This window comes from Modestobacter sp. I12A-02662 (assembly GCF_041028325.1).
GTDB lineage: Bacteria > Actinomycetota > Actinomycetes > Mycobacteriales > Geodermatophilaceae > Modestobacter.
On the sequence record NZ_JABGDE010000007.1, the window covers coordinates 45,869 to 66,258 of the forward strand.

The window sequence follows — 20,390 nt, forward strand, 5'->3', positions numbered from 1 at the left end:
TCCGCTCGAGCGGGATCGACTGTCCTCGGGAGTGCGGGGTGCGTCAACGGTCCGTGCGCCCGCGCGTGCACGCCGTTGCCGCCCGGGCGTGTCGCCGTACGTACTTGTGCGTAGAGACGCCCGAGTTCCGACTCTCTAGCGTCCGTCCCGGGGGCGGCAGTCCGCTGCCATGGGGGGAACCGATGTCACTCGTCGTCGTGCACCTGCGTTGGGACGGAGTCGACCCGGAGCAGTACGAGCAGCTCTGCCGGGCGCTGCCGGAGGGCCCGGGTTCACCGCCGGGCTGCCTCGCCCGGCAGCGACGGCGACAGGGCAGCGCGGTGCTGGGCACCGAGGTCTGGGGCGACGAGTGGCAGGCCGAGCTGTTCGTCGCCGACCTGGACGACCTGCTGGCACCGACCGGGCTCGGCCGGCCGCAGGTCGTGGCCTTCGCCGTCCCGGACTGCTTCGGCGTGAGCTACGGGGTCCGGCCGGCGGGGGTGCGCCGGCCGGCGTCCGCGCCGGTCGTGCCGCATCCCCGGTCGCCGGCGGACGCCCGGTCGGCGCGCGGCCCGCACTGAGCCTGGAACGGGCGTCGTCGACGAGGTAACGTTGACAATCCATTAGCCCATTGCGAGGGTGGCTCGCAGGGGGCCGGTCGGTGCGGACCGCGGGATCGACCCGCTGACGTTCCCGACGACCTGGAGAGACAGTGCCCCCGTTGCACGAGATCGCCCACCTCGGCCACGTCGAGCTGCGCACGCCGGTGCTCGAGGAGAGCGTCGAGTTCTTCACCCGGTACCTCGGGTTGACCCGGACCGGCGAGGTCGGGGACTCCGTCCTCCTGCGCGCCTGGGACGACTACGAGACCACGACGATCAAGCTGACCGGCCACCGGACCTCCGGGGTGGGGCGCACCACCCTCCGGGCCGCCGGCCCCGAGGCACTGGCCCGCCGCGTCGCGGAGATCGAGGCCACGGGGCGGGCACCGGCTGGACCGACGGCGACCCCGGCTACGGGCCCACCTACGTCTTCACCGACCCCGACGGCCACGAGTTCGGCCTGTACTACGAGTCCGAGTGGTACACCCCGCCGGCCGAGCTGCGGCCGTCGCTGAAGAACCAGGCCCAGGCGCTGCCGGACCACGGGGTCGCCGTGCGGCGGCTGGACCACGTCAACTGGCTCGGGGTCGAGCCGGTGGTGAACCGCGACTTCCTGCGGGACACCCTCGGCGCCCTGGTCACCGAGCAGATCGTGCTGGACAGCGGCGAGGTCGCCGGCAAGCTGGCCGGTTTCGACGAGCGCACCATCGACCGGCTGGTGGACGGCACGCACCGGCACGCCCGGCGGCGGGCGGACGAGATGGCCGCGGCGACCGAGCAGCTGCTCGAGCTGGGCGTGCCGGCGCGGATCGCGCCGGCCGCACGGGACCTGCTGGCCGCCCTGCGGGACGCGGGCTCCCCGCACTGACGACGACGGCCACCCCTGCTGGAGGGCGCCGCCCGAGGCGCCCCGGGAGCCGGTCCGCGCGGCTAGAGTCCCGCGGCATGGCACTGCGGGTGCTCGTGGCGGACGACAACTACCTCGTGCGCGAGGGCCTCGCGGCGCTGCTGGCCGAGGCGGAGGACGTCGAGGTCGTGGGCGCGGTGGCCGACCCGCAGGCGCTGCTGTCCGCCGTCGCCGCGGAGCTGCCGGACGCCGTCCTGACCGACATCCGGATGCCGCCGACGTTCACCGACGAGGGCATCACCGCCGCCCGGCGGATCCGCGCGGAGCACCCCGCCATCGGGGTGGTCGTGCTCTCCCAGTACGTGACCGGCGACGACCCGTACGAGCTGCTCAAGGACGGCGCGGCCGGGCTGGGCTACCTGCTCAAGGAGCGCGTCTCCGACCTCGCGGAGCTGGTCCGCGCGCTCCGTGAGGTCGCCCGCGGGGGCTCGGTGCTCGACCCCCGCGTGGTGGAGGAGCTGATGGCGCGCCGGGCCGGCGACGCGCGCTCGCCGCTGCGCGACCTCACCGACCGGGAGCACGAGGTGCTCGCGGCCATGGCCACCGGCCGGACGAACGGCAGCATCGCGCGGACCCTGTACATGAGCGAGCGGGCGGTGGAGAAGCACGTCGGCGCGGTGTTCACCAAGCTGGGGCTGAGCGAGGAGGACGACGTCAACCGGCGGGTCATGGCGGTCCTGACCTTCCTCGACGCCACCGCGCGCACCCGGTCCTGAGCCCGGCGGCACGTCGTCCGCCCCGTCCCGACAGGAGCACGTATGGCCTTCCGCGACCTCATGGCGCGCCTCGGCGCCGGCAACGCCACCGTCGACGCCGTCCTCGACCACCCCGAGACCACGCCCGGCGGCAGCGTCTCGGGCACCGTCACCGTGACCGGCGGCAGGATCCCCCAGGACGTCCGCGAGGTCCGGGTCGAGCTCGTGGCCACCGTCGAGGTGGAGTCGGGGGACAACACCTGGCGGGAGGACGTCACCTTCGGCACCACCGCGGTCGGCGGGGCGTTCCGCGTCGAGCCCGGCGAGCAGCGGAGGATCCCGTTCAGCTTCCGGGTGCCGCTGCAGTGCCCGTTCACCTCCCTGGACGGGTGGCGCCTGCACGGCATGAAGGTGGGGCTGCGCACCCGCGTGGACATCCCCGAGGCGGTCGACCCCGGCGACGTCGACCCGGTCGAGGTGCTGCCGCTGCCGGTCCAGCGCACCGTGCTGCAGGCCCTGACCGCCCGGGGCTTCTCGTTCAAGGGCGCCGACGTGGAGAAGGGCCGGCTCCGCGGCAGCGACCTGCCCTTCTACCAGGAGGTCGAGTTCGCCCCGCCGCGCGACCTGCGCGGGCGGGTCAACGAGCTCGAGGTGACCTTCCTGGCCGACCCGCAGGGGGTCGAGGTGGTGCTCGAGGTCGACCGCCGGGGCGGGCTGCTCACCGAGGGACGGGACGTCGGCGGCCGGGTGCACGTCGGCCACGCCGACACCGACGTCGCCGCGGTGGGCGCACGGCTCGACGCCGCGATCCGCCAGCTGGGGGCCCGGCGCGGCTGGCTGTGACCGGGCCGCGGTCGACCTCCCCGCGCGCATGCCGACGCCGGGCCGGACGGAGCGCTCCTGGGGGGAGCGGCGGGCCACGCTGACCACGGTCGCCGGTCTGGTCGCCTTCGTCGCCGCCACGTACGCGGCCGTCGTGGGCGGCGGGAGTCTGCTCCTGGGGTCTCCCGGGGCGCCCTCGCCGGCGCTGTCCGTCGTGGCCACCGCGGTGGTCGCCCTGGGCATCGAACCGGTGCAGACCCGGCTGGAGCGCCGGGCGGCCCGCCGGACCTGGGCCGGCCGGCCGTCCCCGGAGGAGGCGCTCCGCCGCTTCCGGGCCGCGACCGGCGCGGCCGTTCCGGCACCGGAGCTGCCCGGCCGGATCGCCCGCACGCTGGCGGAGGCCACCGGCGGGGCCCAGGCGCAGGTGTGGCTCGACGTCCGCGGCCGGCCCGCGCTCGTCGCCGCGGAGCCGCCGGGCGCCCCGGACGGCGGCGACGGCCCGGTGCAGGTGCTGGAGGTCCGGCATGCCGGGGAGCGGCTCGGCGAGCTGCGGCTGCACCGGCCCGCGGGGCGCCCGGTCACCGCCGTCGAGGAGCGGCTGGTCGGCGCCCTGGCCGGGCAGGCCGGGCTGGCCTTGCGCGGAGCGCGACTGCGGGCCGAGCTCACCGACCGGCTCGCCGAGCTGTCGGCCCGCGCCGAGGAGCTGCGGGCCTCCCGGGAACGGCTCGTGGTCGCTCAGGACGCCGAACGGCGGGGGCTGGAACGCGACGTCCACGACGGGGCGCAGCAGCACCTCGTCGCGCTCGCCGTGCAGCTCCGGCTCGTCCAGGCGGTCGCCCGGCGGGACCCCGGCCGCGCCGCCGAGCTGCTGGCACAGCAGGCCGCCGCGGCGCACACCGCCGTCGACACCGTGCAGGCGCTGTCCCGCGGCATCTACCCCGCCGTCCTGACCGAGCGGGGCCTGCCCGCCGCGCTGGCCGCGGCCGCGGCGGCCAGCCCGATCCCGGTGCGCGTCTCGGCCGACGGCGTCGGCCGGTACCCCGCGGGGGTCGAGGCGGCGCTGTACTTCACCGGCCTCGAGGCGTTGCAGAACGCGGTCAAGCACTCCGGCGCCCGGCAGGTCCGCGTCCGGGTGATGGTCGACGCCGGGGACCTGGTGCTCACCGTGGCGGACGACGGCCGCGGCTTCGGCCCCGGGGTGGACCCGGGCGCCGGACTGGTGAACATGCGGGACCGCCTGGACGCGGTCGGCGGCTCCCTGCTGGTCGAGGCCGCCCTGGGCCACGGGGTGCGGGTCCGGGCGACGGCGCCGACCGAGCCGGACGCGGGAGGCTGAGTGCGCCGGCACCTCGCCTGGGGGCTGTGCGGGCTGACCGCCGTCTGCGCGGCCGGCCAGACCGTGCTGCTCGCCGACCGGCCCCTGCTGTCCGCGGCCGCGTTCCTGGAGGGCTGGCCGCTGCTCACCGCCGGGACGGTCGTCGGCACCCTGGTCGGCGCCCTGGTGGTGAGCCGGCACCCCGGGCACCGGGTCGGCTGGCTGCTGTGCGCCGGTCAGGCGACCACGGCTGTCGGGCTGCTCGCCGCGTCCGCCGGGGCACGCGGTGGCCCCGGGCACCAGGCCACGTGGGTCGGGGCGGTCCTCGGCGCGACGATGGGCCTCGCGCTGATCGCCGCACTGCTCCTGCTGGCCCCCGACGGTCAGCTGCGCTCCCGCCGGTGGCGGCCCGCGCTCGCCGGCGGCGGGATCGGGCTGGCCGTCCACGTCCTGGCGACGGCGGCGGTCGGCCCGGCCGGCCTGGACCCCACCGGGCGGCCGCTGCGGATCGCCCCGCTGCACCAGCTGCTGATCACCGGCGGCACGGTGGTCGTGATCGGCTCGCTGGTCGCCGGCGCCGTGTCCCTGGGGTCGCGCCTCCGGGGAGCCGAGGGCGAGCGGCGGTCCCAACTGCTGTGGATCGCGCTGCCGGCCGCTGTCCTGGCCGCCGGCCCGCTGGTGCTCCTGGCGGCGGAGCTGGTGGTGACGGCGCAGCCAGGGGAGGGGACGCCGGGGCCCGGCGTCGCGGCCCTGCTCTACCTGCCGCTGTTCCTCGGCTGGGCCGGCCTGCCGGTCGGCGCGGGCATCGCCGTGCTCCGCCACCGCCTGTTCGACATCGACGTCGTGGTCAGCCGGGCGGTCGTCCTCGCGGTCACGACCGCCTTCGTCACGGTGGCGTACGTGGCCGTCGTCGTCCTGATCGGGGGCTTGCCGGGCGGCCCGGTCGGCGGTCCGTGGCCGTCGCTCACCGCCACGGCCGTCGCGGCGCTGGCCTTCCAGCCGCTGCGCCGCCGGGTCCTGCGGCTCGCCGACCGGCTGGCCTACGGTCCGCGGGCCGCGCCGTACGAGGCGCTGGCCGACCTCACCACCCGGCTGGCCGGCGCTCCACCCCCCGACCGGCTCCTGGCGGTGACCGCCGCTGCTGCGGGCACCGCCCTGGCGGCGCAGCGCACCACCGCGACCCTGGACCTGGGCGAGGGCGAGTCGATCGCGTCGGTGTGGGCGCCCGGGTCGGACCCGCACCTGCTGCCCGCCGGCACCACGGTCGTCGTGCGCGACGCCGGAGAGGTGCTCGGCCGGATCACCGTCGTCCTCCCGCCCGGCCGGCAGTTGCGGGACGCCGACCGCCGGCTCCTCGACGACCTCGCCGACCAGGCCGCCCCGGCCTTCCGCAACGCGCGGCTGGAGGCCGGGCTGGCCGCCTCCGTCGCCGCGCTCGACCGGCGCACCGCCGAGCTCGCCCGCTCCCGTCGACGGCTCGTCGACGCGCGGGACACCGAGCGGATCCTGCTCGAGCGCGCCATCGCCACCGACGTGCTGCCCGGTCTGACCGCGCTCCCCGGACGGCTGGCGGCCGCCGGCGAGGCGTGGGCCCGTGGCGGGCCGGCGCCGGACCTGGAGTCGCTGATCACGGCCACCACCGACGTCCTGGAGCGGCTGCGCGAGCTGAGCCACGGGATCTTCCCGGCGCAGCTGGCTCGGTCGGGGCTGGGGCCCGCGGTGCGCTCGCTGGGCGCCGGGGCCACCCCGCCGGCGACCGTAGACGTCGCTCCGGACCTGGCGGGGCGGCGGCATCCCGAGCCGGTCGAGTCGGCGCTGTACCTCTGCGCCCGCCAGGCCCTGCAGGCCGCGGCCGGGCCGGCCGCGGCGCGGCTGGAGGAGCTCGACGGGGACCTCGTCCTGGAGGTCCGCGGCGCGCAGGTGACCCGGGCGGCGGCGGAGGTCGCCGACCGGGTGGAGGCGGTCGGCGGCTGGCTGGAGCTGGACGACGGGCTGCTCCGGGCGCGCGTTCCGGCCGGTCAGCCGGCGACCCGGGCCCAGCAGTCGGCCAGCCGGTCGGGGCCGAACGCCCCCTTGGGCACGTACGCGGCCGCGCCGCACCCGTCCAGGTCCACCTCGTCCGCCGAGTAGGTCGAGAGCAGGACGACCACCGGCCGGTCGGCGGTCGAGCGGAGTCGCCGGGCGGCCTCGACGCCGTCCATGCCCGGCAGGTGGACGTCCAGGAGGACCAGTCGCGGCCGCAGCGCGGGAGCGAGGGCGAGCGCCTCCTCGGCCGAGGCGGCCGAGCCGAGCAGCACGAACCCGTCGGTGGCCCGCACGACCGCGGCCATGGCCTCGCGGTACGCCTGCTGGTCGTCGACCACCAGGACGCCGACCTCGGTCACCTGCGCACCTCCCGCCGTCCTGCCGGTCATCGTGCCCGGCCCGGGAACCGGCGGACAGGTGGCGACCCGCACTCCTCGGGTGCGGCCAGCCCCCGCCGCCGGACGCCGAGTTCGGGTCGAGGGTGACCCGGGGCGTCGATGGCGGCGTCCTCCCGGCCGGTGCGCCCGGTGCCTGGTCGTCCCCTGCGAGGGCGGCGCTAGGTTGGGGTCATGCCGACCAGGTCCCCGGGGGACGACATCCGGGAACTGGGGCTGCCGGGGCGGGCGGTCTCCGCGCTCGCCCGCGCCGGCATCACCAGCGTCGACGACCTCGCCGTCCTCACCCGGCGAGAGCTCGCCGCCGTCCCGGGGCTGGGGGCCGGCATGATCGCGGCGATCCGGCAGGTGGTGCCCGAGCCGGCCGACGACGAGGGCCCGCCCTCCCCGGCGATCCCGTCGTTCGCCTCGCTGCGCGCACCGCGGCGCCGCACCGCGATGGACACGCTGCTCCCGTCGGTGCCACCGGCGCCGCCCGCTGCCGGGCCCGTGCCGACCGAACCCACCGCCGGGCCCGATCCGACGACGTCCGCGACCGCTCCGGCGGCCGGCCCGCGGCCGGCGGAGTACACCGACCTGTGCCGGCTCGGCGCGCACCTGCTGCGCGCGGCGGTGGCCGCGCCCTGGCGGATCGCGCGCTGGTCCGTCGGCGAACCGGTGCGTGTCCTGCGCCGCCTGGCCGGGCAGTAGGGCGATCGCGGGGCCTTTCCCCGCGCCGTCGCCCGGCGTAGCGTCCCGGCCCGGGACGGGCAGGAGTGCGATGCACGAGCTCGCGATCACCAGGAGACCCCGTGGTGGGAGTGATCGGCATGCACACGACCGCGCTGCCGAGCGTGGCCCGAGCCGGGGCCGCGGTCATCGGCACCCGGTCGGTGCCGGACGTGACGTGCTGCCCGTCCATGCGGCGGACGTGAGCGCGGCCATGACCGGACGAGGACGCGACATCGTGGACGCCGACGACGGCACCGACCCCGGCACCCGGCTGCAGGAGGAGCCGCAGTCCACCCGCGGCGCGCCCGGCTCTCGGGACACCGGCTCCGGCGAGCCCGCCGGCGGGCCGGTCGTCCGGCCCAGCGGCCCGCCGGCCGAGGACACCGACACGACGGTCGACCCGCAGGGAGCCCAGACCGGCGCTCCGGACCTGCCGACCGGCGACCAGGCCGGCTGACGACCGGCACCGGACGGAGGACGGATGACCACCACACCCGACCCGGGCCCGACGGACGTCGGGAGCGCCGCGCTCGAGGCGCCCGAGCCGGCCGGGGGAGCGCCCAGCGGCGACCCCGGCCCGGGGCCGGTCGGTCCGGCCCACCACCCCGGCACCCCGCGCGCGGAGGACGCCGGCGAGGAGGACCTCGAGGAGTACGGAGGGGAGTCGTAGGTCGGTGGAGGACCAGCGCCCGATCGGAGGTGTCCGCCGCGGACGTTCCCGCGGGAACGTCGCACTCCTCGCACCGGGCACACCTCCAGCGTGATGGGCGTGCCTGCGGTCGACGACGAACAGTTCGACCAGGAACTGGACGTGCGGGTCGACAACAGGTTCCGATTCGAGTGGCGTGACCTCAGCGACGAGGCCGACGTCCTGTCCGACGCCGTCGGTCCGTGCGTCGCGGTGCTGAGAGCGACGCGTGGGAGTGGCGGACACGGCGACGTCGAGGGCTTCATGTGGTGACCCCTGGCGGTCGTCTGCTCACCGCCACTGACGGGCGGTCGTACGGCTTACCGTGGTGGGGCGGGCAGCGGGTGCGGTCACGCCGGCGCGTCCCCGCATACAGCCGCGATCCCGGCACCGCCTCGAGCGGCGACTGGCCCTCCACCACCGATCGACTGTCGGTCCCGTCCGAGCAGGCGCGCGCCGGAACCCGGGGTGTCAGGCGTCCGCTCGTCGAACAGGTCCAGGGCTCCACCCGACCAGACGTCCTCGGTCGTACGGATCGGCGTGGCGGGGGGCGCCCTCGGGTATGCCAGCACGCATGAGGACAACGAGGTCACGGCGGGGGACGAGCATCGGGATGATCCTGCTGCTGGTCTGGCTGGCCATCGGCGCGCTCGCGGCCGGCCAGCGTGGCTACTTCACCACCGGCGACACCAGCTGCGCCTCCGCGACCACGATCATCGTGACGATCGTGGCGGGGCCGCTGAACTACTTCGGCGTCAACCCGCAGGTCGAGTGCCCCACGCTGCCGCAGCCGAGCGAGTAGCCGTTCCTCGCCGCGGGTGTCCTTCCAGCCCGGCGCGAACTCCGCCGCCCGGGCGAGCAGCCGGACGCAGGACCACGCACGCCCCAGCATGGCCTGCCGGTGCCGGCGAGCCTGCTCGTCGGCTGTGATGGCCGTCCTACGCGGGAAGCCGTTTGGTCGCGATCCGCTTGGGATAGTTAACAATCAGCTTCGGGTTCAACCACGTGCCTGTGCCGCAGCGTGTGCGACGACGACGTCCTACCGCCCCCTCTCCCCGGACTAGGACACATGACACACCGCTCGTCGAACGCCCTCGATCGCCCCGGCGCCACCCTCCGCTACTGGACCAGCCACCCGGCGGTCCCCACCAGCGGCCCCACCCTGGTCCTGCTCCACGGCGCCACCCTCGACCACCACGCCTGGGCCCCCCAGGTCGCGGCCCTGCAGGACCGCTTCCCGCTCGTGACGCCGGACCTGCGCGGACACGGCGCGTCCACCGGCAGGTTCGACTACACCGCCGCCGTCGACGACATCGAGGCGCTGCTTCAGGTCCTCCCCGCCGACCGGATCGTGCTGGTGGGGCACAGCCTGGGCGGCAACATCGCCCAGGAGCTGGTGCGCCGCGGCAACCCCCGCATCCGCGCCATGGTGGTCGCGGACGCCACCTGCAACACCGCGGCACGCCACCCCATGGAGGCGTGGATGGGCGTCGCCGCGCTGCACGCCCAGGCGGCGGTCGAAGGGGCAGCGTTCGCGCAGCGCGCCGCGCAAGCGACGGCCATCGAACCGAAGGTGCAGCGGTACGCGCTCGACGCGAACCGCCACCGGTCCAACCAGGAGACCGTCGGCATCCTCGCCTCGCTGCTCACCGACGCCCTCCGGCCCGACCCGGACTACCGCCTGCCGGTGCCGACGCTGCTGCTCTGCGGCGAGTTCGACGGCATCGGCGACGTCGCCCGCGGCAGCCGGGCGTGGGCGCGACGGGACACGTTGGCCCACTACGCCGAGATCCCCGGCGCGGGCCACACGAGCAACCTGGACAACCCAGGGGCGTTCACCGAGGTCCTCGAGGCATTCCTGCGCGGGGTCCTGCCCCTCGAGTCGCGTGCCAGGGCCGTCTCTCCGGACGTCGAGGCCCCAGCGGAGCGCGTGTACACCTGATCCGCCGGACGCGCCCCTTCAGGCGGTCAGCTCGCCCGTCGTGCGCCGACAGGAGCCGGGCAGGCAGCAGGGGCCGGCCGACCTGCTCACCCACCCCGCCGGGGGCTACGGCGCGGCGACCTCCCGGGTGAGGGGATCGGGGACCGTCCGTCGCTGGACGGCGAGGTACCACTCCGCGACGATCAGGTTGGGGACCCAGCAGAGGAACGGCACGAGCAGGTAGGCGCGTTCGAACGCGGTGTCGCCGTCCACGCCCCACACCCCGCTCTGGGCACCCATCAGCACGCCCAGCCACAGCCGGAGGGTGACGGCGGCATAGGTGAGGGCGAAGGCGCGGACCATCCAGCGCCGGTGCGCGGTCACGTCCCGCCGGCGCTGGATGGCCAGGAACGCGGTCGCCGAGAACCCGAGCCACAGCAGCGCGAGCAGCCCGAAGCCGGCCGTGCCGACCGGACCGGCCACGTTGTGCGGCGCCAGGACGAGCCCGGCGAGCCCGGCGACCGCGATGGCCCCCAGGACGACGCGGCCGACCGCCCGGTGCGCGGCGACGGCGCGGATGCGCAGCCGGGTGGCGAACTGCAGCGGGGACAGCAGCAGGGCGATGCCCCCGCAGGTGATGTGCAGGTAGAAGGCCAGTTGGACGGCGGACGACCGGCCGGCGTAGTTGGTGGCCAGCTGCTGGTCCTGGGCGGCGAGGTCGGTCAGGGAGGTCAGCGCGTACGGCAGCGGGGCGAGGACGGCGATCGCGAGCGCGCTCAACGCGATCCACCAGAACGCGGCGCGCGTGCGCCAGGTGCGGGGCCGGATCGCCGTCGTGGGGTCGGTCAGCGTCATGCCGGAACTCCGAACTCCCCGTGCGGATCCGAGGCTCCTCCGCCGGCGATGGAGCCCACAAGCCTGGGGGTGACGATGCTCATGGCCGGGGGGTGCTGCATCGGCCCCGGTCCGGCGCGTCGCGCCGCTACCCTGCGGCGCAACCGCAGAGCGGCCGGACGGCCGACCTGCCCGGGCACCGATCACCGGAGACATGAGCATGATCCGCCGCAAGAAGGCCGCCACCGGCGTCAACGTCACCTTCGTCCTGGACCAGGACACCAGCCCCGGGCACGTCTCGGTCGTGGGTGACTTCAACGACTGGACGCCGGGGACGCACGTGCTGCGCAAGCGCAGCAACGGCACCCGCAGCGTGTCGATCACCCTGCCGGTGGGCCACCGCACCCACTTCCGCTACCTCGGCGAGGGCGGCCACTGGTTCGACGACCCGCAGGTCGACGGCCACGACGCGCAGGGCGCGTACCTGGTCCCGTGACCCGTCCCGTCGGCTGACGGGTGGGGCACCGGTCGCGGAGGCCGGGGTGCGGACGACGCCCCCGGCCTCCGCGCTGGGTGCGGCCGCGTCGGAACGTCTCGGGGTGGTGACGCAGGGGGACGGGATTGCCGTCCGCGGCCGCGGGGTGGGTCCCGAACGGCGCAGCGACCGGGACACTGCGTGAACTGCCGACCGCCGGCCGAACGCAGGAGGCGCCCGATGATCACCGCCGACGCTGGGCCCCGGACACGCGACCGCTCTGGGCCGGGGAAGGCGCTGGTACTGACCGCGGCGCTCCTGGGCTTCCTCATCCACCCGCTGGCCTCGCCGGCCCGGGCCGACACGATGTTCGGGCACGACATCTCCTGGCCGCAGTGCTCCTCGGCCGACGGCGGCTACGGACTGCCCATGCCGCCGGAGGAGACCGACTTCGTGATCGTCGGCCTGACCCGCGGGCGGGCGTTCACCGAGAACCCGTGCCTCGCCGATCAGGTCCGCTGGGTGCGCGACCACGACAAGCCGAACCACGCCTACGCGATGGGCACGTTCCCCACGCCGGCCCAGTTGGAGGCCCACGGCGACGACGGGCCCTGGGAGACGACGCGGGCGGGGCAGCTGCGCAACGTCGGGTACGCCGCGGCGGAGTTCGCCGTGGAGTCGATGGACGATCTCGACTGGCGCCCGCCGATGGTGTGGATCGACGTCGAGGCGCAGCGGGCCCAGCCCTGGCCCATGGGATCACCGGCGCGCGAGGAGGAGAACCGCTTCGTGCTCGAGGGCCTCATGCGTGGGCTGGAGGACAACGGCTTCGCCTACGGCCTCTACTCGTACAGCGCCGGGTGGCGGGAGATCACCGGCGGCTGGGACCTCCCGACCGTCCCGGTGTGGGCGACGGCCGGGAGGGTGCAGCACCCGGACGAGGCGCTCGAGCGCTGCTCGCAGCCCAGCTTCTCGGGCGGTCCCGTCCACATCGCGCAGTGGTACGACGACACCCGCGACTACGACCGCACCTGCAGCGGGTTCTCCTTCTGACCGCTGTAGACCCGGGCGGGCACGCCAAGGGTCACGCCGCCCGGAGGCTCGGCGCGGTCACGGCGGTCGGTGCGTCCAGGACGTCGAACTCCCGCACGGTGACCTCGCGCAGCGCCGGGTCGGCCGCCATGCCCCGGAACACCTCGGTGTCCCGGGACCGGTCGGCGTCCTCCCGCGAGGCGAAGAGGTACACGCCGCCGTAGGTGCCGGACGCGGCGTCACCGAGCCACCACTTGGCCAGCAGGCCGGGCCACTCGGCGAACGCGGGCGCGACGGCGACGGCCGCGCGGGCGTAGTCCTCGGCCGGGACGGACAGGCCGAAGGTGACGATGCGGACGTACATGACGGTCCCTCCTCGCAGTCGGTGCTGACGGGACCGACGCTAGGAACACCTCCCCGGCCCGCTCATCGGCCGGACGCTCCATGCGTGGATGGAGCGGAGGATGGAGCGTCCGCCGGATGAGGGCGGGTGGGCGCCGCTCCTAGCGTCGCCGGCCATGGACACCACCGCTCGCACCCCGACCCGCACGAGGACCCGCTCGCTGCCCGAGGAGATGCTGCTCCGGCTGCAGGAGCGCTCCGCGGACGCCGACGCCGACGGCATCTACCCGGCCGAGGACCTCGCGGACCTGCGGGCCGCCGACTGGTTCCGGGCCGCGCTGCCCGAGGACCTCGGCGGCCTCGGCCTCGACCTGGCCGGCCTGGCCGGGGAGCAGCGCCGGATGGCGCGCTACTCGCCGGCCACCGCGCTGTCGACGTGCATGCACCACTACTGGGTGGGCCTGGCCGCCGACCTGCACCGGATGGGCGTGCCCGGCGCGGAGCTCATCGCGGGGTACGTGGCCGGCGGCGAGCTGCTCGCCTCCGGGCACGCCGAGGCCGGCAACGACGTCCCGGTGGCACTGTCCACCGCGTCCGCCCGCAAGGTGGCGGGCGGCTGGCGGATCACCGGCCGCAAGATGTTCGGCTCGCTGGGCGACCACTGGGACCGCCTGGGGTTCCACGCCATGGACTCCGCCGACCCGGCCGGGCCCGTCGTGGTGCACGGGTTCGTCCCCCGTGCGGCCCCCGGTGTCACGACGGTCCGCAACTGGGACGCCCAGGGCATGCGGGCCACCGAGAGCCACGACACCGTCCTCGACGACGTCTTCGTCCCGGACTCCGACGTGCTCTGCGTCGTCCCGGCCGGCCCGGCCGCGCACCCGGCGGTCGCGGTCATGCAGGTCTGGGCGCTCACCCTGATCGCCAACGTGTACGTCGGCATCGCCGAGCGCGCGCTGGAGATCGCCCTCGCGCAGGCGGCCCGGCGCACGTCCATCGCGATCCCGCGCGGCACCTTCGCGCACCACCCCCTGGTCCACTCCCAGGTCGCGGACATGTACCTGGCGCTGGACGCGGCCCGCGGCTGCGTCGACGCGGTGGCCCGGGATTGGGTGGCGGGCGTCGACCACGGTCCGCTGTGGGGCCCGAAGGTGCTGGCGGCCAAGTGGCAGGCCACGGTCGCCGCCAACCGGGTGGTGGACCTGGCCTGCGAGGTCGTCGGCGGCGCGTCGTACCGGCGGGGGACCGAGCTGGAGCGGCTGTCCCGGGACGTGCGCGCGGCGCGGTTCCACCCGGGCAGCGACGCGTTCACCCACGAGGTGATCGGCAAGGCGCTGTTGGGCGTGGACCCGGCCGGGCCCCGCTGGTGACGGTCAGCCGACCAGCCCCGCGGCCACCGCCGCCCGCGCCGCCTGGGTGCGGTTGTGCACCCCCAGCTTGGTGAAGATGTTGCTGACGTGCCGGTTGGCGGTGCGCTCGCTGATGAAGAGCGTGTCCGCCAGCTGCACGTTGGTCATCCCGTCCGCGAGCAGGGCGAGGACCTCCTGCTCCCGGGCGGTGAGGGTCAGCACCGACGGCCGGGCCCGCCCCTGCGGGCTCCCGGAGGAGGGCGTGGCCTGCTCGGCCAGCACGTGGCGGCCGATCCAGCCGTCCACCCCACCGGCGCCGAGGTCCAGGCAAGCCAGGACGAGGCGCCGGTTCCCGACGGCGACCTCACCGACGACGTCGAAGCCCATGACCCGCAGCACCGGGGCGGCGGCCGTCCAGTCGGCGACGACGGAGTACACCCGGCGCAGCGTGGCCCGCATCTGCAGGTAGGTGCGCTTGAGGTCGACGACGAGCGTGCCCACCTCCGGGCTGCTCCGCTCACCGGCCCGGCGGCCCAGCGCCCACCGGAACACGATGGCGTCCGCCCCCGGCGGCATCGGCTCACGGCGCAGGTGCGCCACGGCGGCGGCGACCACGGGGTCCTGCTCCAGCTCGCCCTGGTGGGCGCCGAGCACCGCGGTGGCCGAGAACGCGGCGACACCGCCGTCCGCCCCGCGGACGACCGCGAACGCGTCCCGCCGGGCACGCCACCACCGCTCGGCGAGCCGGGCGGACTCCGGCCCCTCGAACCGGCCGGCGATCGCGATGACCGCGTCGTGGTCCTCGGCGCGGGCCTGCTCGGCGGGGTGCTGCAGCAGCCCGGGCGGCGCGTACGCGTTGCGCACCAGGGGGTTCTGCACCAGGTGCAGCAGGTCGGCGGTGCCCTCCCAGTCCGGGGCGGAGGCGAGGCCGGCCAGGATGGTCCGGGCGGCGCGGGCCCGCAGCGCCCGGACCCGGACGGGGTCCCGCAGCTCGAGCGCCTCCAGCAGCACGGTCGCAGCCACCCCGGCGAACTCCAGGCCGGTGCGGGTGACCGTGGTGAAGGGGAGCGACCGCAGCGTCCGCCAGGCCTCCTGCGCGTCCTGCCCGTCGACCACCGCGGCGAGCAGCGGCAGGGTCACCCGCCGCAGGACCGCCGCGGCCTCCACCGTGGCCCGCTCCTCGGGCCCGAGGTCGTCGAGCAGGACGGCGAACAGCTCCTCGACCACCTCGGCCGGCGCGCCGGACCCGAGCGGCAGCCCGGGGCGTCGGGCCAGTGCCTCGGCGGCCACGACGGCGGCAAGGGGGTGCCCGCGGGCGAAGCGCCGGATCCGCGCGGCGTCCTCGCCCACCACGCCGCGGGCGGCCAGGAGGTCGCCGACGTCCCCGGGCGGCAGCGGCCCGATGGCGAGCTCGGCCAGCAGGGGGCGCCAGCCGGGTGCGGTGCGCCAGGCGACGTTGGGGCCGCGCCGGCCCACCAGCAGGACCGTCACCCCGGCGGGCAGGGCAGCGGCCAGGTCGTTGCGGATCCAGCCGTCGAGCAGGTTGAGCCGCTCGAAGGCGTCGATCGCGAGGACGTCGACCCCCGCACCGGCGATCGCGTCGACGGCCGCGGCGACCGACGGAGGGGTGGGCCCGCCGAGCGCCGTGCCGAGTGCGGCCAGCGCCCCCGGGACGGTCGGTTCGGTGTGCCTGCCGTCGAGGTGCACCGCGTGCAGGGGGAGCGCCGCCAGGGTCGACTCGACCAGGAACGTCTTCCCGATGCCGCCGGGGCCGTGGACGAACACCGCCGCCGGCCCGTCCGGCCGGAGCAGCTCGGCCAGGCGGGCGCGCTCGTCGGCGCGGCCGACCAGCGCGGTGGCCGCGGCAGCCGCGAGCCGGTCGGAGACGGACCCCCGGGGCGGCAGGACGCCCATCCGGCGATGCTAGGGCGGCGGCCGTGGCGGGGGAACGCGCCGCTGGCTCAGCGGTTCGGAAGCGCCTGGCACCCCATGACCGCCGCGCGGGCGAGCGGCAGCCCCTCCCGGGCGCTCTGCACCCGCGGCGCCCAGCCGGTCGCGTCGCTGAACCGCTGGTGGGACACCCGCTGGCTGCGGAGGAAGAACTCGAGCCGGTGCCCCAGCACCAGCCGGACGAGCGGGGTCGGCGGTCGGCGCACCCGCTCCCGGCCCACCGCGGCGGCCAGTGCCGCGGCCAGCTGCGCCCGGGTGAGGGGCTCGTCGTCGACGACGTCGAAGGTGCCGGACAGACCCGGCGTCTCGACGGCGGCGACGAGCGCGGCCGCGGCGTCCTCGTCCCACACCAACGGCTGGAAGGCGCCGGCGGGCCCGACGAAGCCCGAGATGCCCCGCTCGGCGAGGGCGAGCACGTCCCGCGTCGCCGCCGAGTGCGGCCCGTAGACCCCGGCCATCCGCAGCACGACGCCGTGGCCGCCCGCCGCGGTGGCGCGGGCCACCTCCTGCTCGGCGACCACCGTGGACCGCAGGACGTCGGTCGGCGCGACCGGGGAGCCGGCGGAGAGCCAGGTCGCCCCGCCGTCCGCGTAGACCGGCGCGAAGCTCGGGTACACCAGCACCCCCACCCCCTGGGCCAGCGCGGCGTCGACCAGCAGCCGCGTCCCGTCCGCCCGCAGGCGGTCGTTCTCCGCCCAGGCGGAGCGCCGTCGCGCCCTGGACAGCGGCGCGATCCGCGTCGCGAGGTGCAGCACCGCGTCGGCTCCGGCCACGCCGGCGGTGAGCACCTGCGGGTCGAACAGCGAGCCCTGGACCGGCGTGGCCCCCGTGGCCCGCAGCCTGGCCGCCGAGGCGGACGTGGTGGCGAGGGCGCGCACCTCGTGCCCCCGCTCGCGGAGCAGGGCGACGGTGGGCGTCCCCAGGGCGCCGGTCCCGCCGGTCACGAACGTCAACACGGGGTCCTCCTCGCGGCTGCCTTCCCGTTGCCCGACGGGGCCGACGGTAGGGGCCGAGGGACCGGTGCGCCCCGGCGAGATCGCCGGGTCCGGGAGCCGGTGGAGTCGCGGATCCCGGCGATCCTGCCGGTCCACCGGAGCAGCGTCCTGGGCCATCCTGCGGGCGTCCCCGACGACGAGGAGGCACCCGCGATGCGCCGCACGGTCACCGTCCTGCTCGGCTGGTTCACGTTCTTCGGCCTGGGCGCCGGGATCTGGCAGATGGCCGCGCCCGAGTCGTTCTACCGGGACTTCCCGGGCTGGGGCCGGCACTGGGTCAGCGTCGACGGCCCCTACAACGAGCACCTGCTCCGCGACGTCGGGCAGGGGAACATCGCCTTCGGGGTGGTGGCCCTGGTGGCGCTGCTGACCGGGGGCGTGTGGCTGGCCCGGGCGACCGGTCTCGCCGCCGTCGCGGCCAACCTGCCGCACCACGTCTACCACCAGGGGAACCTGCACGTCCTGGAGAGCACCACCGACCAGGTCCTGCAGACCGTCACCCTGAGCCTGGTCTCGGTCACCGCCGTCGCGCTGGCCGTGCTGGCCTTCCGCCTGCCCACCTCACCCCGAGCGGGTCGCGGCCAGCCGGTCGAGGGGCAGGTGGGCCAGCTCCGTGCGTGAGGCGATGCCGAGCTTCGCGAAGACGTTGCGCATGTGGAAGTCGACGGTCCGCTGGGAGATGAAGAGCAGCGCCGCCACGTCCCGGTTGGAGCGGCCGAGGGCGGCGTACCGGGCGACCTGCAGCTCCTGCGGGGTCAACCGCGCGTTCGGGCCGGGCTGCTCGGTCCGGATCGACCGTCCGGCGGCGCGGAGCTCGCGCCGGGCCCGGTCGGCCCACCGATCGGCACCCAGCGCGCCGAACCCCTCGACCGCCACCTCCAGCGGCCCCCGGGCGTCCACCCGGCGGCCGTGCCGGCGCAGCAGCTCCCCGGCGGCGAGGGCCGCCCGGGCCCGGTCCAGCGGACGGCCCGGCGTGTCCGGCCGGCAGGCGTAGGCCAGGTAGCGCTCGGCCTCGGCGGGGTCGCCGACGAGCGCCCGGGCGTGGGCCTGGGCGGTGGACAGGTCGGCCGACGCCGGCTCACCTCGCGGGACCACGGCGTCGACCCACCGCAGGGCGAGTTCCGCCTCGCCGCCGTGCACAGCGGCCTCGACCCGGTCGACGAGCGAGGCGGCCAGGACGGCGGGATGGCCGATCGCCCGCATCGCCACCACCGCCTCCGCGGCGCGGCCCTCGGACAGCCGGAGGTGTCCCCGGGCCCAGGCCACCTGCTCCTGCGGCAGGACCAGCCCGCGGGGCCCGGCCACCCGCCCGAACTCGTCCGAGAGCGACAGCAGAGCCGGCTCGTCGCCACGGAAGGCGGCCAGCTGCGCGAGGCCGCCGAGGAGGTGGCCGACCACCTCCTCCTGCCCGGTCGCGCGGGCCAGCTCCAGCGCCTCCTCGTAGTAGGCGGTCGCCGAGCCCCACCGTCCGGCCGCCACCTCGCAGGCCGCCAGCCGGTTGAGCGAGTACGGCAGCAGGCCCGGCTGCCCCGCGTCCCGGGCGACCTGCACCGACCGCTCGAACAGCGTCTGCGCCGTCCCCTCCTCGCCCAGGTACCACGCCGCGCGACCCGCCTGCGCCAGGGGCACCGCCCCGGCCAGGGACCGTCCGGCGTCGACGACCCGGCGGAGCAGGGGGGCCGCGCGGTCCCGGTCGCCGGCCAGGAACGCCCCCATGCCGACGACGAGATCGCGGAGCACCCCGTCGTCCGGCTCCGGCGGCGGGCCGCGGCGGCCGGCGATCGAGGCTGCCTCCACGCACCCGGCGACGTCGCCGGCGATGGAGGCCGCCTCGGCGGCCTCGGCGAGCAGGCGCACGGCCTGCCCGTCGTCCTCGACCTGCTCGGCGGCCCGGACGAGGACGCCGAAGGCCTCCGCCGGGCGACCGCAGCGGAACTCGATCGTCCCGGCGAGCCGGTCGAGCTCGCGGCGCTGCGGCCCCGTCGCCCGGGTCCGCGCCCGCGCGGCCAGCTCCCGCGCGCGACCGGTCTGCCCGGCCAGCCAGGCGTCCACGGCGGCCCGCACGAGGTGGCCGCTGCGGTCGCCCGCGGCGGCGAGGCCGGCCGCCCGCTCGGTCGCCGCGGAGGCCGCGTCGAAGGCGCCGCGGGCCCGGGCGCGCGCGGCCGTCGCCACCAGCTCCGCCACCGCCCCCGGGTCCGGGGGCACCGCGGCACCGGCGCGGTGCCAGGCGCTGCGGTCGGGGTCCCCGGCCAGGGCTCCGGCCAGCGCCCGGTGGGCCGCGCGCCGGTCCGCGGACGCGGCGTCGCGCAGGATCGCCGACCGGACCAGCGGATGCCGGAACGCCAGCCGGTCCTCGGCCACCGTCACCAGCCCGCTGTCCTCCGCGGGGCCCAGCGCGTCCGGGGCGACCCCCAGCGTGCGGCTCGCGGCCAGCGCGGTGCCGGCGCTGCCCGTGTCGTCGGCCGCGGCGACCAGCAGGAGGGTGCGGGTCGCGTCCGGCAGCCGGCGGAACTGCTCGAGGACCAGGCCCACGAGGTCGTCGGTCAGCGGCAGGGCGACCGGGAGCGGAGCGACCCCCCGCAGCGCCGCTGCCGGGAGGACGGACCGCAGCTCCAGCAGCGCGAAGGGGCTGCCGCCGGTCGCCCGGACCAGGCGGGCGGCCACCTCCGGGGGCGCGGCGGTGCCCAGCGGCTCGCCGAGCAGGGCGGCGGCCGCGGCGGGGTCCAGGCCGGCCAGCCGGTGCTCGGGCAGCCCGCCTCGGGGGAAGCGGCGCCGGTCGCCGTCCCGCGCCGCGAACAGCACCGCGATCCGCTCGGCCCGCAGGCGCCGGGCGGCGAAGACCAGGGCGTCGGCCGAGGCGACGTCGAGCCAGTGCGCGTCGTCCACCAGGCAGAGCACCGGCCGTTCCTCGGCGGCCTCGGCGAGGAGGCCGAGCACGCCGACCGAGACGAGGAAACGGTCCACCGGACCGCCCCGCGCCAGCCCGAGCGCGCTGCGCAGCTCGTCGGCCTGGGGCGGGGGGAGGCCGGGCAGGTGGGCGAGCACGCCGCGCAGCAGTTGGTGCAGCCCGGCGAAGGCCAGCTCCGACTCCGACTCGATGCCCTGGGCGCAGAGCACGGTCATGTCCCCGGCCCGCTGCCGTGCGGCGGCCAGCAGCGCGGACTTGCCCATCCCGGCGGGGCCGCGCAGGACCAGCGCCCGGCCGGTGGAGCGACGCGCGTCGTCCAGCAGCCGGTCGATCAGGGCCAGCTCTCCCGCCCTGCCCGCGAGCACGGCGCCACGCTAGCGAGATCGGCGCAGGAGGACCGGCCGGACGAACCCGGCGATCCTGCCGGTCCGCGGGCCCCCCTCCG

General features: G+C 76.7%; 24 protein-coding genes. 18 read left to right on the plus strand and 6 right to left on the minus strand.

What is annotated here, in order from left to right; all coding sequences use genetic code 11:
• Positions 1-182: 182 nt before the first annotated feature.
• From HL189_RS11520 to HL189_RS11550, 7 genes are all read left to right on the plus strand, one after another.
• The gene (locus tag HL189_RS11520; RefSeq protein ID WP_369133836.1) at positions 183-560 is read left to right on the plus strand and encodes a hypothetical protein; all 378 of its coding nucleotides are present in this window, start codon (positions 183-185) and stop codon (positions 558-560) included.
• Between the two features lie 131 nt (positions 561-691).
• On the plus strand, positions 692-1,096 hold the full coding sequence (locus HL189_RS11525; protein ID WP_369133837.1) for a hypothetical protein: 405 nt from the start codon (positions 692-694) through the stop codon (positions 1,094-1,096).
• A 38-nt stretch (positions 1,097-1,134) separates the two neighbouring features.
• Positions 1,135-1,449 carry a DUF1932 domain-containing protein gene (locus HL189_RS11530; RefSeq protein WP_369133838.1) on the plus strand — a complete coding sequence of 105 codons (315 nt, stop codon included), beginning with the start codon at positions 1,135-1,137 and terminating at the stop codon, positions 1,447-1,449.
• Between the two features lie 77 nt (positions 1,450-1,526).
• A complete protein-coding gene (locus HL189_RS11535; RefSeq protein ID WP_369133839.1) occupies positions 1,527-2,204 on the plus strand; it encodes a response regulator in 678 nt (225 codons plus the stop codon).
• Positions 2,205-2,246: 42 nt separating this feature from the next.
• Positions 2,247-3,026: a sporulation protein gene (locus tag HL189_RS11540; RefSeq protein ID WP_369133840.1), complete on the plus strand. Its 780-nt coding sequence runs from the start codon at positions 2,247-2,249 to the stop codon at positions 3,024-3,026.
• 28 nt (positions 3,027-3,054) lie between these two features.
• Positions 3,055-4,341 (plus strand): histidine kinase, encoded by a 1,287-nt coding sequence (locus HL189_RS11545; protein WP_369133841.1) that lies wholly within the window; start codon positions 3,055-3,057, stop codon positions 4,339-4,341.
• The gene (locus HL189_RS11550; RefSeq protein ID WP_369133842.1) at positions 4,342-6,450 is read left to right on the plus strand and encodes a hypothetical protein; all 2,109 of its coding nucleotides are present in this window, start codon (positions 4,342-4,344) and stop codon (positions 6,448-6,450) included.
• Here the strand turns inward: HL189_RS11550 and HL189_RS11555 are convergent.
• Positions 6,339-6,704 (minus strand): response regulator, encoded by a 366-nt coding sequence (locus HL189_RS11555; protein WP_369133843.1) that lies wholly within the window; start codon positions 6,702-6,704, stop codon positions 6,339-6,341. The genes HL189_RS11550 and HL189_RS11555 overlap by 112 nt on opposite strands.
• A 210-nt stretch (positions 6,705-6,914) precedes the next feature.
• On the opposite strand from HL189_RS11555, the gene HL189_RS11560 reads away from it, so the two are divergent.
• From HL189_RS11560 to HL189_RS11590, 7 genes are all read left to right on the plus strand, one after another.
• A complete protein-coding gene (locus HL189_RS11560) occupies positions 6,915-7,430 on the plus strand; it encodes a DNA-directed RNA polymerase subunit alpha C-terminal domain-containing protein (protein ID WP_369133844.1) in 516 nt (171 codons plus the stop codon).
• A 101-nt stretch (positions 7,431-7,531) separates the two neighbouring features.
• Entirely contained in the window at positions 7,532-7,654 is a 123-nt protein-coding gene (locus HL189_RS11565; protein ID WP_369133845.1) for a hypothetical protein, read from the plus strand.
• Positions 7,655-7,662: 8 nt separating this feature from the next.
• On the plus strand, positions 7,663-7,908 hold the full coding sequence (locus tag HL189_RS11570; RefSeq protein WP_369133846.1) for a hypothetical protein: 246 nt from the start codon (positions 7,663-7,665) through the stop codon (positions 7,906-7,908).
• 24 nt (positions 7,909-7,932) lie between these two features.
• Positions 7,933-8,121, plus strand: a complete 189-nt coding sequence (locus tag HL189_RS11575) for a hypothetical protein (RefSeq protein ID WP_369133847.1) — start codon at positions 7,933-7,935, stop codon at positions 8,119-8,121.
• Between the two features lie 99 nt (positions 8,122-8,220).
• Entirely contained in the window at positions 8,221-8,412 is a 192-nt protein-coding gene (locus HL189_RS11580) for a hypothetical protein (protein WP_369133848.1), read from the plus strand.
• 340 nt (positions 8,413-8,752) lie between these two features.
• A complete protein-coding gene (locus HL189_RS11585; protein WP_369133849.1) occupies positions 8,753-8,941 on the plus strand; it encodes a hypothetical protein in 189 nt (62 codons plus the stop codon).
• Between the two features lie 267 nt (positions 8,942-9,208).
• Positions 9,209-10,081 carry an alpha/beta fold hydrolase gene (locus HL189_RS11590; protein ID WP_369133850.1) on the plus strand — a complete coding sequence of 291 codons (873 nt, stop codon included), beginning with the start codon at positions 9,209-9,211 and terminating at the stop codon, positions 10,079-10,081.
• A 105-nt stretch (positions 10,082-10,186) separates the two neighbouring features.
• Here the strand turns inward: HL189_RS11590 and HL189_RS11595 are convergent, their stop codons facing one another.
• The gene (locus HL189_RS11595; RefSeq protein ID WP_369133851.1) at positions 10,187-10,915 is read right to left on the minus strand and encodes a DUF2306 domain-containing protein; all 729 of its coding nucleotides are present in this window, start codon (positions 10,913-10,915) and stop codon (positions 10,187-10,189) included.
• A gap of 193 nt (positions 10,916-11,108) precedes the next feature.
• On the opposite strand from HL189_RS11595, the gene HL189_RS11600 reads away from it, so the two are divergent.
• The gene (locus tag HL189_RS11600) at positions 11,109-11,390 is read left to right on the plus strand and encodes an isoamylase early set domain-containing protein (protein ID WP_369133852.1); all 282 of its coding nucleotides are present in this window, start codon (positions 11,109-11,111) and stop codon (positions 11,388-11,390) included.
• Positions 11,391-11,609: 219 nt separating this feature from the next.
• Positions 11,610-12,422, plus strand: coding sequence for a hypothetical protein (locus HL189_RS11605; RefSeq protein ID WP_369133853.1), 813 nt, complete (start codon positions 11,610-11,612; stop codon positions 12,420-12,422).
• A gap of 31 nt (positions 12,423-12,453) precedes the next feature.
• On the opposite strand, the gene HL189_RS11610 is transcribed toward HL189_RS11605, so the two are convergent.
• Complete coding sequence (locus HL189_RS11610) at positions 12,454-12,765, minus strand: YdhR family protein (protein WP_369133854.1); 312 nt, start codon at positions 12,763-12,765, stop codon at positions 12,454-12,456.
• A gap of 154 nt (positions 12,766-12,919) precedes the next feature.
• Between HL189_RS11610 and HL189_RS11615 the strand changes: the two genes are divergently transcribed.
• A complete protein-coding gene (locus tag HL189_RS11615) occupies positions 12,920-14,113 on the plus strand; it encodes an acyl-CoA dehydrogenase family protein (RefSeq protein ID WP_369133855.1) in 1,194 nt (397 codons plus the stop codon).
• A gap of 3 nt (positions 14,114-14,116) precedes the next feature.
• On the opposite strand, the gene HL189_RS11620 is transcribed toward HL189_RS11615, so the two are convergent.
• The gene (locus tag HL189_RS11620) at positions 14,117-16,006 is read right to left on the minus strand and encodes a LuxR C-terminal-related transcriptional regulator (protein ID WP_369133856.1); all 1,890 of its coding nucleotides are present in this window, start codon (positions 16,004-16,006) and stop codon (positions 14,117-14,119) included.
• Positions 16,007-16,053: 47 nt separating this feature from the next.
• Positions 16,054-16,998 (minus strand): NAD-dependent epimerase/dehydratase family protein, encoded by a 945-nt coding sequence (locus HL189_RS11625; RefSeq protein WP_369133857.1) that lies wholly within the window; start codon positions 16,996-16,998, stop codon positions 16,054-16,056.
• Between the two features lie 99 nt (positions 16,999-17,097).
• Here HL189_RS11625 and HL189_RS11630 point away from each other — a divergent pair, with 99 nt between their 5' ends.
• Complete coding sequence (locus tag HL189_RS11630; protein WP_369133858.1) at positions 17,098-17,658, plus strand: hypothetical protein; 561 nt, start codon at positions 17,098-17,100, stop codon at positions 17,656-17,658.
• Here the strand turns inward: HL189_RS11630 and HL189_RS11635 are convergent.
• Positions 17,599-20,310, minus strand: coding sequence for an AAA family ATPase (locus HL189_RS11635; RefSeq protein ID WP_369133859.1), 2,712 nt, complete (start codon positions 20,308-20,310; stop codon positions 17,599-17,601). The genes HL189_RS11630 and HL189_RS11635 overlap by 60 nt on opposite strands.
• Positions 20,311-20,390: the final 80 nt, after the last annotated feature.

Excerpts from the sequence above, each read along its gene's own strand:
- HL189_RS11520 (WP_369133836.1), top strand. The coding sequence starts at position 183 with ATGTCACTCGTCGTCGTGCACCTGCGTTGGGACGGAGTCGACCCGGAG.
- HL189_RS11535 (WP_369133839.1), top strand. The coding sequence starts at position 1,527 with ATGGCACTGCGGGTGCTCGTGGCGGACGACAACTACCTCGTGCGCGAG.
- HL189_RS11540 (WP_369133840.1), top strand. The coding sequence starts at position 2,247 with ATGGCCTTCCGCGACCTCATGGCGCGCCTCGGCGCCGGCAACGCCACC.
- HL189_RS11545 (WP_369133841.1), top strand. The coding sequence starts at position 3,055 with ATGCCGACGCCGGGCCGGACGGAGCGCTCCTGGGGGGAGCGGCGGGCC.
- HL189_RS11560 (WP_369133844.1), top strand. The coding sequence starts at position 6,915 with ATGCCGACCAGGTCCCCGGGGGACGACATCCGGGAACTGGGGCTGCCG.
- HL189_RS11570 (WP_369133846.1), top strand. The coding sequence starts at position 7,663 with ATGACCGGACGAGGACGCGACATCGTGGACGCCGACGACGGCACCGAC.
- HL189_RS11575 (WP_369133847.1), top strand. The coding sequence starts at position 7,933 with ATGACCACCACACCCGACCCGGGCCCGACGGACGTCGGGAGCGCCGCG.
- HL189_RS11585 (WP_369133849.1), top strand. The coding sequence starts at position 8,753 with ATGATCCTGCTGCTGGTCTGGCTGGCCATCGGCGCGCTCGCGGCCGGC.
- HL189_RS11590 (WP_369133850.1), top strand. The coding sequence starts at position 9,209 with ATGACACACCGCTCGTCGAACGCCCTCGATCGCCCCGGCGCCACCCTC.
- HL189_RS11595 (WP_369133851.1), bottom strand. The coding sequence starts at position 10,915 with ATGACGCTGACCGACCCCACGACGGCGATCCGGCCCCGCACCTGGCGC.
- HL189_RS11600 (WP_369133852.1), top strand. The coding sequence starts at position 11,109 with ATGAGCATGATCCGCCGCAAGAAGGCCGCCACCGGCGTCAACGTCACC.
- HL189_RS11605 (WP_369133853.1), top strand. The coding sequence starts at position 11,610 with ATGATCACCGCCGACGCTGGGCCCCGGACACGCGACCGCTCTGGGCCG.
- HL189_RS11610 (WP_369133854.1), bottom strand. The coding sequence starts at position 12,765 with ATGTACGTCCGCATCGTCACCTTCGGCCTGTCCGTCCCGGCCGAGGAC.
- HL189_RS11615 (WP_369133855.1), top strand. The coding sequence starts at position 12,920 with ATGGACACCACCGCTCGCACCCCGACCCGCACGAGGACCCGCTCGCTG.
- HL189_RS11620 (WP_369133856.1), bottom strand. The coding sequence starts at position 16,006 with ATGGGCGTCCTGCCGCCCCGGGGGTCCGTCTCCGACCGGCTCGCGGCT.